This is a genomic window from Ensifer sp. Root142, from assembly GCF_001426785.1.
GTDB lineage: Bacteria > Pseudomonadota > Alphaproteobacteria > Rhizobiales > Rhizobiaceae > Ensifer > Ensifer canadensis.
This window is the reverse complement of record NZ_LMFK01000001.1, coordinates 72,180-83,505: the sequence shown is the minus strand read 5'-3', so window position 1 is coordinate 83,505 and position 11,326 is coordinate 72,180. Positions and strand designations below refer to the sequence as shown.

At 63.0% G+C, this 11,326-nt stretch carries 10 protein-coding genes; 1 reads left to right on the top strand and 9 read right to left on the bottom strand.

What is annotated here, in order from left to right:
• Positions 1–5: 5 nt before the first annotated feature.
• The 9 genes from ASD52_RS00370 to ASD52_RS00330 form a co-directional block, all read right to left on the bottom strand.
• Entirely contained in the window at positions 6–1,538 is a 1,533-nt protein-coding gene (locus ASD52_RS00370; RefSeq protein ID WP_038576262.1) for a glycerol-3-phosphate dehydrogenase, read from the bottom strand.
• A complete protein-coding gene (locus ASD52_RS00365; protein WP_025427785.1) occupies positions 1,538–2,575 on the bottom strand; it encodes a 2-hydroxyacid dehydrogenase in 1,038 nt (345 codons plus the stop codon). The genes ASD52_RS00370 and ASD52_RS00365 overlap by 1 nt, the downstream gene beginning before the upstream one ends.
• On the bottom strand, positions 2,572–4,149 hold the full coding sequence (locus ASD52_RS00360; protein ID WP_025427786.1) for an FGGY-family carbohydrate kinase: 1,578 nt from the start codon (positions 4,147–4,149) through the stop codon (positions 2,572–2,574). Before ASD52_RS00360 ends, ASD52_RS00365 begins: the two co-directional genes overlap by 4 nt.
• On the bottom strand, positions 4,149–5,273 hold the full coding sequence (locus ASD52_RS00355) for an ABC transporter ATP-binding protein (RefSeq protein WP_057211106.1): 1,125 nt from the start codon (positions 5,271–5,273) through the stop codon (positions 4,149–4,151). The genes ASD52_RS00360 and ASD52_RS00355 overlap by 1 nt, the downstream gene beginning before the upstream one ends.
• Complete coding sequence (locus tag ASD52_RS00350) at positions 5,270–6,388, bottom strand: ABC transporter ATP-binding protein (RefSeq protein ID WP_057211104.1); 1,119 nt, start codon at positions 6,386–6,388, stop codon at positions 5,270–5,272. The genes ASD52_RS00355 and ASD52_RS00350 overlap by 4 nt, the downstream gene beginning before the upstream one ends.
• Before the next feature lie 3 nt (positions 6,389–6,391).
• Entirely contained in the window at positions 6,392–7,249 is an 858-nt protein-coding gene (locus tag ASD52_RS00345) for a carbohydrate ABC transporter permease (RefSeq protein WP_025427789.1), read from the bottom strand.
• Positions 7,250–7,259: 10 nt separating this feature from the next.
• On the bottom strand, positions 7,260–8,183 hold the full coding sequence (locus tag ASD52_RS00340; RefSeq protein ID WP_025427790.1) for a sugar ABC transporter permease: 924 nt from the start codon (positions 8,181–8,183) through the stop codon (positions 7,260–7,262).
• 157 nt (positions 8,184–8,340) lie between these two features.
• Entirely contained in the window at positions 8,341–9,783 is a 1,443-nt protein-coding gene (locus tag ASD52_RS00335) for an extracellular solute-binding protein (protein ID WP_025427791.1), read from the bottom strand.
• 126 nt (positions 9,784–9,909) lie between these two features.
• Positions 9,910–10,878, bottom strand: a complete 969-nt coding sequence (locus tag ASD52_RS00330) for a sugar-binding transcriptional regulator (protein WP_025427792.1) — start codon at positions 10,876–10,878, stop codon at positions 9,910–9,912.
• A gap of 32 nt (positions 10,879–10,910) precedes the next feature.
• On the opposite strand from ASD52_RS00330, the gene ASD52_RS00325 reads away from it, so the two are divergent.
• Entirely contained in the window at positions 10,911–11,207 is a 297-nt protein-coding gene (locus ASD52_RS00325; RefSeq protein WP_057211102.1) for a hypothetical protein, read from the top strand.
• The last annotated feature ends 119 nt before the right edge of the window (positions 11,208–11,326 follow it).

The window sequence follows — 11,326 nt, the reverse complement described above, 5'->3', positions numbered from 1 at the left end:
CTCCTTCAGGCCGCCACTTGCTGGCGTTCCAGCCAGCCGGCGAAAGCCAGCCTCTCGGCCTGTGTCATGTGCAGGCCGTGTTTCGTCCGCCGTTCCAGTAGGTCTTCAGCCGTCGACGCCCATTCGTTGTCGATCAGGAAGCGCGCCTCGCGCTCGCGAAACAGCGGGCTGAAGACAGCGCCGAGGTCTTCGAGCGATTTGGCATTGCCGATCAGATCGTGCGTGCGCGTGCCGTAGAGCCGCGCGTAATGCTTGGCGAGGTCGGCCGTCAGCCAGCGATAGCGCGCCTTGAGATCCCCAAGAAACTGCTCGAAATCGGCATTGGCCATGTCGCCACCCGGCAAATGCGCCTTGGCGGTCCAGGCCGCACCCATCTCAGGGAAGAACGGTTTCAGCCGCTCGAGCGCATGTTCCGACAGCTTGCGGAAGGTGGTGATCTTGCCGCCGAAGACGGAGAGAAGCGGCGCCTGGCCGTTGGCCGCATCGACCTCGAAGATATAGTCGCGCGTCACCGCCGACGGGTTTTCGGCATTGTCGTCATAGAGCGGACGCACGCCGGAGAAGGAGTGGACGATATCGTCTTCGGTCAGTTGCTGCTTGAAGTAGCGGTTCACCGATTTCAAGAGATAGGCGATCTCGTTGCCATCGGCGGATACGTCCTCGGGCCGCCCCTCATAGGGGATATCCGTCGTGCCGATCAGCGCCAGGTCGTTCTGGTAGGGGTTGATGAAGATCACCCGCTTGTCCGGGTTCTGCACCAGATAGGCCTGCCGCCCCTCCCAGAATTTCGGCACGACGATATGGCTGCCCTTGACCAGTCGCACACTGCGGCTGGAATTGAGCCCGGCGATCCGGCCGATGACATCGTTGACCCATGGCCCCGCTGTATTGACCACGCAGCGCGCCTTGACCTCGGATTTCACGCCGGTGCGCAGATCCGTCATCTCCACCTGCCAGAGGCCGTCGACGCGACGAATGGCGCTGCAGGCGGTTCGGGTCAAGACGCGCGCGCCCTTCTTCTGCGCATCGAGTGCATTGAGCACAACGAGCCGGGCGTCATCGACCCAACAGTCGGAATATTCGAAGGCCTTGCGATAGTCCCGCTTGATCGGCGCACCCTCAGGCGCAGTGCTGAGATCAAGGCTGCGGGTGCCTGGCAGACGCTTGCGGCCGCCGAGGTGGTCGTAGAGGAACAGTCCGAGCCGCACGAGCCAGGCGGGCCTGTCGGCCGGATTGTGCGGCAGCACGAACCGCATCGGCCAGATGATGTGCGGCGCGGATGAGAGCAGCACCTCGCGCTCGATCAACGCCTCGCGCACCAGCCGGAACTCGTAATATTCGAGATAGCGCAGCCCGCCATGCACCAGCTTGCCCGAGCGCGAGCTTGTGCCTTGCGCCAGATCGTCCTTCTCGCACAAGAGGACCGAGAGCCCTCGCCCGGCCGCATCGCGCGCGATCCCCGCACCGTTGACGCCGCCGCCGACGACAAAAAGATCATATATTCCGGTCTCGGAACCCACGTTCTTGCCTCCCGTCATCAGCACGGATTGACCGGCGGCAGGCCGGCGATGTAGCGGCGCACCTCTTCGGCAGCCATCTCGGCGGCGTAGGTGACGGTGCGAACAGAAGCGCCGGCGATATGCGGCGTCAGTGTCACGTTCGGAAGCTGGAGCAGTGGCCAGTCCTCCGGCACCGGTTCGACAGAGAAGGTCTCGAGCATGGCCGCCGACAGGTGGCCGCTCACAAGGTTCTCATAGAGCGCGTGGTAGTCGCAGAGCGGCCCGCGCGCCGTGTTGACGAAGATTGCACCGGGTTTCATGTTCGCGAAGGTCTCGGCATTCATCATGTTCCGGGTTTCCTCGGTGACGCGCGGGTGCAGCGTCACAAGGTCGGAGCGCGACAGGAGGTCGTCGAGCGCCACATGCTCGACGCCGGCGTTGAGATCGTCGGCGCTCAGCTGCACATAGGGGTCATGCACCAGAACCTTTGTGCCGAAGGCCCGCAGCAGCCGCACCACCTTGGTGCCGATGTTGCCGTAGCCGATGACGCCGACGGTCATTTCCGAAAGCTCACGGCCGGTGCGGTCGGCGCGGTAGAGGTCGCCGCGCCACTCGCCCTTGCGTAGCGCCTCGTGGCCGGTGCGGATCAACCGCGTCTCGGCGAGGATGGCGCCGAGCGTGAACTCGGCAACGGCGCTGGCATTGCGGCCGGGCGTATTGACGACGCTGATACCGGCGTCGCGTGCCGCCGACATGTCGATATTGACGGGCCCGCCACGCGAGACGGCAACGAGCTTCAGCCCGGGAAGCGACGTCAGCATGCCGCGCGAGAGCGGCGCAAGCTGCGTCACCAGGATTTCCGCGTCGCCGATGAATTCGACGATATCGTCCGCCTTCCCCAGATATTCCTTGAGACCGTCCATGCCTTCGACGGCGTAACCATGCTCCATCGGCACATCCGGCCAGGGCAGCTCGAGGGTGCGGATCTCATGGCCGTCGCCGCTTGCTTCGACGATCTTGTCGCGAAACACGTCCGGCAGCATGAACCGGTCGCCGATGATGGCTATCTTTTTCATTTCAGTTCTTCCTGTTGTGATCCCGAGGCAGCATCCTGGGAAAGTGCGTGCCACACGGGTCGAAGCGCGATGCGCGACTGCTGGTAGGAGGGGAAGAGGCCGTCGTAACGGCGCGCAAGCGCCGCGTCGGCGGGCTCGGCAGCGCGCTGATGCGGCGACACCCAGTCACGCACGCATTCTGCCATCGAGGGGTAGATACCGAGGGAGACGGCCGCGATCATGGCTGCTCCTGCCGCCCCCGCCTCCTCGCGCTCGCTGGTCTGGACACTGGCCCCGAGCGCACCACCAAGAATGCGCCGAAGCGAGGCGCTACGTGCGGCACCGCCGGTCAGCCGGATGCGGCCCGGAAGCGGCCCCATCTCGGCGTAGCAATCGCGCGCGGCCATGGCGAGCCCGTCGAACACCGCCTTCACCATGTCGCCGAAGCCGTGGGTGATCGAAAGCCCGACGAAGGAAGCGCGCGCCGAAGCGTCGACGAAGGGCCCGCGCTCGCCCGCATCCGAAATATAGGGCTGGAACAGGAGCGACGTATCCTTGGCCTCCGCCAACCAGCCGTCGACATGGGACAGAAGCTCGCCCTTGGTCTTTTCGACGCCCATGCCTTTCAAGAGGCCGCCGGCGACCGACAGGATCCAGTCGATGTTGAGCGTTGCCGCCATGTTCGACTGCATCTGCGCATAGGTGTCCGTGATCGGCATGCACATGGTGTAGCCGGTGAGATCACGGTTGAGCCGCACGTCGTCGGCGCTCGTGGCAAGGCGCATGTGCATGCCGGTCGAGCCGATGATCGAGCAGCCGGTGTCGGTGCCTGGATCGTAGAGCCCGGCGCCAAGTGCCGTGCAGACGACATCGACATAGCCGAGCACCACCGGTGTGCCCGTGGGAAGACCGGTGGCGCCGGCTGCCTCCGACGAAAGCAGGTGGTGCGACGTTGCCCCGTCGACGATCTCTGGCAGGAAATGCTTGAGCTTCTGAAGGCCGAGAAAACGGATGACGTCGTCGTTGTAGCTGCGGGTGCGGAAGTTGCCGAAGGTGAAGTTGGCTTCGGAGGGATCCGTGGCACGCATTTGCGTCAGCTTGAAGTAGAGCCAGTCCTTGCAGTGAAACGTGGTTGCAACACCGGACAGCATTTCCGGCGCGTTGTCGCTCATCCAGCGCAGCTGCGCGCCTTGCTGGCACGCGGCAAGCCCGGAGCCGGTGCTGGCGAAACGCTCGACATCGCCGCTGTCGCCACGTAGGCGCTCCACCGTGTCGCCAGCACGCGCGTCGAGCCAGAGCCAGCCTTTACCGATGGGATCGCCCGCTCTGTCGATCATCCAGGTGCCGTCGCCCTGCCCGGTCACCGCGATCGCCGCAACACGGCCAGCGAGGTTCTCGACCCTGGCCGAAAGCTCGGTCAAGGTGGTGACCGTGTCGGTCCAGGTGCGATTGAGGTCCTGCACGCTGCCGGTCCTGCCGACCGCCTCGTACGTGTTCGGCACCGATGCCATGGCAAGCTGCCGCCCACCAAGGTCGAAGGCCACCGACTTGATGACCGACGTTCCCGCATCGATGCCGATGAGGATGTCGCGCATCAGGCAAGCTCCACGCCGTGGCTGATCGCCTTGCCGCTGTCACCGTCGAACACATGCAGGCTCGACGGATCGAGGTGGATGCCGATCGGCTGGCCGACGGCAAGTTCGGTGCGGTCATGCTCGACCAGCACCATGGTGCCGCCGGCAAAGTCTGCCGCGATATGCGTCTGGTCACCGAGCCATTGGTTGACCGCCACACGTCCGGAAACTCCGTCGGCGCTGCGGCGCACCGCATATGGCCGGATCCCGAGCACCACCTTCTGCCGCTTCATCAGCGCGTCGCGCACGGCATGGGAGAAATCCGACGCCGGATATTCCAGCCGCACGCCGTCCCTGAGGCCGAAGGCGACCTTGGCGTCCGAACCGGTGACACTCGCCTCGAACACGTTCATCGGCGGCTCACCGACGAAGGTGCCGGTGAAGAGGTTCGCCGGACGCTCCTTGATCTTCTGCGGCGTATCGAACTGCTGCAGCACGCCGCCTTCCATCACCGCGATGCGATCGGCAAGGGCATTGGCTTCTGTCTGGTCGTGGGTGACGAGGATCGCCGTCAGTCCGCGTTCCTTGATGTAGTGCTTGATGCGGCCGCGCAGCACGGCGCGCAGCTGCGGCTCGAGCTGGCCCATCGGCTCGTCGAGCAGGTGCAGGTTGGCATCACGGATCAGCGCCCGCCCCAGCGAGGCGCGCTGCTGCTGGCCGCCGGAGATCGAGCTCGGATAACGCCCGAGAATATCCTCGATCTCGAGCAGCTTGGCGATACCAGCCACCTTCTCGTCGACGACGCTCTGCGACAGCTTGGACGCCTTGAGCGCAAAGGCGATGTTCTCGCGCACCGTCAGCGGCGGATAGAGCGAATAGCCCTCAAACGCCATGGCGACGTTGCGGCGCACCGGCGCAAACGTCTGGACTTCGCGTCCGCCAAGCGAGATCGTGCCGCGCGACACCGCCTCGAAACCGGCGATCATGCGCAGCGTCGAGGTCTTGCCGCAGCCGGACGAGCCAAGCAGCGCGATGATCTCGCCCTTCCGGACGTCCATGTTGAGCTTCTTGACGGCGTGGACGCCGTAATCGACCGGACCATAGAACTTATCGACGTCCCTGATCAAAAGAGCGGTGTCGTTCATGCCGCTTCTCCATTGCGCTTGGATGCGATGTCGGCGCGCGGCAGAAGCCGGCCGCTCGCCTTGTCGAAGAGGAAGGCGTGGGCACCGTTGACGGCGATATGGGCCGGTCCTGCCACCGGTCCAGGCGTTCCGGCCGGACGCGACACGAGGATTTCACGGCCGCGCGCGGTCATCGCCAGCGTCACGGTCTTCTCGTTGAGCGGCGTTTCCGCCTCCACCGTCACCGGGATGGCGCCCGGCGCCGATGCTTGGACAAAGACGATGCTTTCCGGGCGCAGACCGAGAACACAAGGTTTGCCCGAGACATCGCCGTCATAATCGGCAAGCCGCACCCGGACGTTGGAGAGTTCGACGAAGACACCGTCACCGCTCTTCTGCGGCGCCACGTCCAAAAGATTGATCGTCGGATCGCCGAAGAGCCGCGCGATCTCGATGTCGGCGGGTGCGTTGTAGATTTCCTGCGGCGTACCGATCTGGCGGATGCGCCCCTGCGACATCACCGCGATCCGGTCGCCGAGCGCCATCGCTTCCTTGTAGTCCTGGGTCACGTAGACGACGGTAGCACCTTCTGCTGCCAAAAGGCGCGGCAGTTCCAGCCGCATCTCGAAGCGGAGTTTCGCGTCGACATTGCGCAACGGGTCGTCGAGCAAAAGCAGCGGCGGCGAGCCGACCAGCGCGCGGGCCAATGCCGTGCGCTGCTTCTGGCCGTTGGAAAGCGCCTTCGGGTGATGGCTCAGTACATGGTCGATCTTCAGGAGCTTGGCGACCTTTTGCACGCCCGCGGTGATCGCATCCTTCGACGACCGCGTCGCCGTCAGCGGGCTGGCGATATTGTCGAAGGCGCTCATGTGGGGAAAGAGCGCGAAGTTCTGGAAGGCCATGCCGACACCGCGGTGTTCGGCATCGACATCGGTCATGTCCTCGCCGCCGATCAGCACCCTGCCCTCGTCGGGCTCGATGACGCCGGCGACAAGGCGCAGCAGCACCGTCTTGCCGGCGCCGGACGGGCCGAAGAGCACCAGGCGTTCGCCATTGGCGACATCGAGCGACAGGTCGTCGAGAACCGTCTGGCTCTTGTAGCGCTTGACGATGTTTTTTAGGTGAAGCGTCGTCATGTCTTACCCTTTCACCGCGCCAAGCGACAAACCTTCGACGAGGTAACGCTGGGCGTAGAGTGCGAGCGCGAGCGTCGGCGTGACCGAGAGAACGATGGCCGAGGCTATCTGCCCGTATTGGATGCCTGAGGATGTGACGAAGGCAAGTGCGCCCACGGTCACCGGCTGCTTGTCGGCGGAGGCCAGCACCAGCGCGAAGACGAAATTGTTCCAGGCGAAGATGAAGGCGAGCAGGCCGGCGGCAGCGATACCGGGACCGGCGAGCGGCAGGGCGATCTTGCGGAAGGTCGCAAACCAGGAATGGCCGGCGATGCGGTAGGCATATTCGACGTCGGCCGAGATATCCTCGAAGTAACCACGCACGATCCACAGGATCAGTGGCAGGCAGATCAGCTGGTAGACCCAGATCAGGCCGAAATAGGTGTTGGAAAGGCCGAGCCACTGGAAATATTGGGTCAGCGGCAGCAGCACCAGCAGCGGTGGCGCGAAGCGGAACGACAGCAGCGTGAACGCGATGTCTTCCGAACCCCTGAACTTGTGCCGGGCAAAGGCGTAGGCCGCGGGAACGCCGAGCACCAGCGCCACCGCAACGGAAGCGACCGACAGGAAGATCGAGTTGCCGAGGTTGCGCATGAAGGCGATGTCGAGCGTACCGGCGGCCGTCTGCAACTTGCCGGTGATCAGCGCCGCATAGTTGGATAGTGTCGGCGAGAACACGATCGATGGCGGAATGGTCAGGATCGTCTCGTTCGTCTGGAACGACATCAGGAAGATCCAGAAGATCGGGAACATGAAGAAGACAACGACGAGCGTCAGGGCGACAGCGCGCAGGACCCGTTCGATGGGAGACGTGGTTTCCATGTGAACCTCCTTACGCTTCGCCGCGGGCGCGTTCGCGCAGGCGCAGCCAGTTCTTGATGAAGACGTTGGAGAGCGTGTAGGTGATCGCCCACAGGATGATCAAAAGCGCTGCCGAACGGCCGACATTGGTCGACTGGAAGAAGTTGAGATAGGCCTCGACCTGAAAGACGGTCAGCGTGTTGCCGGGGCCGCCTTGCGTCATCGCATAGATGATGTCGAACTGCTGGATACTGTCGAGCAACCGGAACAGCGTCGCCGTCAGGATATAGGGCGTCAGCATCGGCAGGGTGATGCGGAAAAAGACGAAGCTTCGCGGCACGCCGTCAAGCGCCGCCGCCTCGAAAGGCTGGGTCGGCAGCGACCGAAGGCCGGCCAGAAGCAGGATCATGATGAAGGGCGTATAGACCCAGATATCGACGAGGATGACGGTCAGGAGTGCCGTGTCGGGCGAAGAGGCCCAGCGGAAGTCATGCAGGCCGATCAGGCTTGCGAGGTAGCTGAGGATGCCGAAACTCGGATTGGTCATCAGCTTCCACATCAAAGCGGCGAGCGCCGGCGCAATCATCAGCGGCAACAGCAGCATGATCGAGATGAAGTTGTTGATCGTTGAGCGGCGCTGCAGCAACAATGCGATGCCGAGACCGAGCAGCAGTTCCAGCGTCACGGTGATCCCGGCATAGAGCAGCGACACCTTCAGCGTGTTCCAGAAGGCCGGATCGGTGACGAAGTTTAGGTAGTTTTCGCCCCAGTTGAACTGACGCGCCCAGGGCTGGCTCAACCTATAACGCTGGAACGAATAGATAACCGCCGTGAAGAAGGGGATGAGAATGCCGATGCACACGAGCAGCGCCGGCAGGCTCAGCACATAGGGAAGCATCTTCCTGCTGATCCTGAAACCTGACGCCGGTTTGCGGAGTGTTGCTGTTGAAGCCATGTGGAGCTCCGTTCTCTAAAGTCTTGAAGAAAGCACGCGGCACGCGAGGTCGAGCCCCGCGCCAGTCCACCGGCATCTCAGGTTGGTTTGGGCGGCCTTAAGCCGATCTCGCGGGATGCCCGGCGCCGAATGCGCCGGGCATCGCTTGGGAGGCGTATCAGCCGAGACCAGCTTCCTTCAGCTGGCGATCGATGCTTTCGACGAGCTGGTCGAGACCTTCATCGACCGGTACCTGCTTGGCGACCATCTTCTGCAGCGTCGCCGCCCATTCGGTGGTGACGTCGAAGAACAGCGGCTGCGGCGTGAACTTGATCGAGGCGCCGGCGGCCGAAGCGTCGAACATTTCGACATAGCCCGGATACTTGCCGTTCAGCTTCTCGCGGAACATCTCGTCCTTCCAGATCGACTGGCGAACGGGATCGACGAAGTCCATCTTGGTGGCGCCGAACAGCGCGTGCTCCGGACCCGACGCCCACTGCAGGAAGTACCAGGTGGCGTCCTTGTCCTTGGAGAAATTGGACATGGCGAGCGACCAGATCCAGATGTTTGGCGTCGAGGCCGTGGCTTCCGGGTTGGCGGCAAAGGCGGCGTAGCCGAGCTTGCCGGCCATCTTGTTGTCGCCGCCGTTCATGAAGTAACCAAGGCAATCGGCGTCGAAGATCATCGCCGATGCGCCGGCACCGAGATCGGCGCCGACCTGATACCAGGTATAGGTCGACCAGTCCTTCGGGCCGCTTTCCTGGATCATCTGCACGAACTTGGTGTGATAGGCCTTGGACTCGGCCGTATTCATCGCTGCCGACAGCTTACCGTCGGCTGAAACGTTCAAGTCCTTCTGGTTGAAGTTGGCGTAACCGGACAGGAAGCCCGGATGGATCGTCGCCCAGGAGCGCGAACCTCTGACGCCGATGCCGTAGATGCCGCCGATGTCCTTCTGCAGCTTGGCCGCGACCGCGATCATGTCGTCGAGGTTCTTCGGCAGCTCGACGCCGGCCTTGTCGAACATCTCGCGGTTATAGGTGATGTTGTTCTGTTCGAACGCCCACGGAATGCACCATTGCTTGGCGTCTTCCGAACCGAGCGCCCCGCCCGGCTGACCGTTCCAGGCGCAGGAGTTCTTCACGCCGGCGAGGAAATCGTCCCAGTTGTAGTTCGGGTTGGTCTTGGTCGGATCCTTGATCCATTCGTTGAGGTCGGCGATCCAGCCGGCCGGACCATAGGTCCAGGTCATGTAGGCGCCGGTCATGAAGGCGTCGTATTCGGACGAGCCCGACGAAAGCGCTGCCGTCACCTTGTCGAAATAGACGTCCTCCGGGAACACGTCATAGGTGACTTCGATACCGGTCAGATCCTTGAAGGCCTGAAGGTTGGCAATCATCGCGTCAGCATAGGGATGCTTGTTCAGAAGCAGCTTCAACGACTTTCCGGAATGCGCCTTCCAGTCGAAATCGGCGGCCAGCGCCTGGGTCGACATCATGTTGAAGAGCGTGCCGGCCGAACCGGCCGCAATCCCGGCAGCGCCGAGACCCTTGAGCATGCCGCGACGATCTACCTCTCCGCGCAGAAACGCGCTGATGAGGTCTTTCTCCTTCTCGTACATAAGTCTTCTCCTCCGTTGCGGGTATGATTGCATCATGCGATCACCGGCTACCCGACCGGTATTCCTCCCCCGAGGCGTTAGAGCGACACCTCCTCGCCCTCGCCTCTCGACTTTGTCAGGCACTCCTCATTTTCCGTCGGCGGCCAGCGCCCGAGCGGTCTTTTCGTCGGTGATGAGGCCGCTCAGCAGGCCGCTGCCAAGCACGGCACGAATGGCAGGCGTCTTGATCTTGCCGCCGGCGACGGCCACCGTGCGCCGATCCTTCAGGTCGTCGCGGCTGAGCGTGAAGGTGCGGTTCGACAGCGTCGTCTCGATCGGGCGACCATCCTCGTCGAAGAAGTGGCCAAGCAACTCGCCCTTGCCCCCGCCCCTCTGAATTTCCTCGATCTCGCTCATCTCGATCATTCCGGTCGAAACCAGCGACGCCTCGCGCTCTGCCGTGCCGATGCCAACCAACAAGAGGTCGGCGGTCTTGGCGAGATCGAACACTTCGCGCACGCCGCGCTGGCTGAAGAGCACGTCGCGATCCTCGACGGTGTTGGCGAAGAACGGCACGGGCATGACATAGGCTTCCGCGCCGGTACGCTCGGCCAGCCGGTGGATCACGTCATGCGGGTTTGCCGAGAACTTGCGGGTGAGACCGCCGAGCAGCGAGACGAAACGGGTGTTATTGCTGGTGGTGCGCGGCAGATACTCGACACAAGCAGCAAGCGTGCGGCCATGACCGACGCCGACGAGCGCAGTTTCGCCGCGTTCGATCTCGCGCTTCAGGAACTGCGCGCCAGAAATGCCGAGCGCCTTCAGCGGCAGATCGTCGGCATCGAAGTCGGGAACGACCTCGCAGTAGTCAAGTCCGTAGCGCGCGGAAAGCTTCTGCTCCAGCTCGACGCATTCCGACACTTCGCCATCGATATAGACCTTCACCAGGCCTTCCTGGTTGGCCTTCATGATCAGGCGGTGGGCTTTCAGTGACGTCAGCCCCAGCCGCTTGGCAACCTCGGCCTGGGTCAGACCGCCGGCATAATGCAGCCACGCGGCGCGCGTCGCCATGCTGGTTTCGTCGTCGCGAAGGTTTGCACCACCGATGATCGCCATCGTCTCCACCCAGGTTCGTTATGTTGCAACGCATGATACCTTTTGCATTGCATGATATTTTTATCTCGTTGCTGAAAGAAATTTCATGCCGTGAAAAAAATGTCAAGCAAGTACGTGCGCGGTGCGTTCATGGTTTGTGGATCGCGGCGAATGACGAGGAGAAAGGACTGGCCGACGAGCGTGCAATGGGCCGAGAATCGATGGCGATGGGACTGCTGCCGCTGGCGGGCATAGGGAGGGCCGAGGGCGCATCGAGACGCCTCATCCCTGTGCCTGTCATAGGGATCCAGCCAACCCAAGGCCTTGGGCTGGAAGGTCTTCTGACCTGACAGACGTCAGGTCGCTGGATTCCGGCACAAGGCCGGAATGAGGGAGAATGGGATGCGCCGCACCTCCAACACAGCCATTCTCAGCCGACGCTTCACACTTTGGCAGTTCTCTGGGAACG

Excerpts from the sequence above, each read along its gene's own strand:
- ASD52_RS00370 (WP_038576262.1), bottom strand. The coding sequence starts at position 1,538 with ATGACGGGAGGCAAGAACGTGGGTTCCGAGACCGGAATATATGATCTT.
- ASD52_RS00365 (WP_025427785.1), bottom strand. The coding sequence starts at position 2,575 with ATGAAAAAGATAGCCATCATCGGCGACCGGTTCATGCTGCCGGACGTG.
- ASD52_RS00360 (WP_025427786.1), bottom strand. The coding sequence starts at position 4,149 with ATGCGCGACATCCTCATCGGCATCGATGCGGGAACGTCGGTCATCAAG.
- ASD52_RS00355 (WP_057211106.1), bottom strand. The coding sequence starts at position 5,273 with ATGAACGACACCGCTCTTTTGATCAGGGACGTCGATAAGTTCTATGGT.
- ASD52_RS00350 (WP_057211104.1), bottom strand. The coding sequence starts at position 6,388 with ATGACGACGCTTCACCTAAAAAACATCGTCAAGCGCTACAAGAGCCAG.
- ASD52_RS00345 (WP_025427789.1), bottom strand. The coding sequence starts at position 7,249 with ATGGAAACCACGTCTCCCATCGAACGGGTCCTGCGCGCTGTCGCCCTG.
- ASD52_RS00340 (WP_025427790.1), bottom strand. The coding sequence starts at position 8,183 with ATGGCTTCAACAGCAACACTCCGCAAACCGGCGTCAGGTTTCAGGATC.
- ASD52_RS00335 (WP_025427791.1), bottom strand. The coding sequence starts at position 9,783 with ATGTACGAGAAGGAGAAAGACCTCATCAGCGCGTTTCTGCGCGGAGAG.
- ASD52_RS00330 (WP_025427792.1), bottom strand. The coding sequence starts at position 10,878 with ATGGCGATCATCGGTGGTGCAAACCTTCGCGACGACGAAACCAGCATG.
- ASD52_RS00325 (WP_057211102.1), top strand. The coding sequence starts at position 10,911 with ATGATACCTTTTGCATTGCATGATATTTTTATCTCGTTGCTGAAAGAA.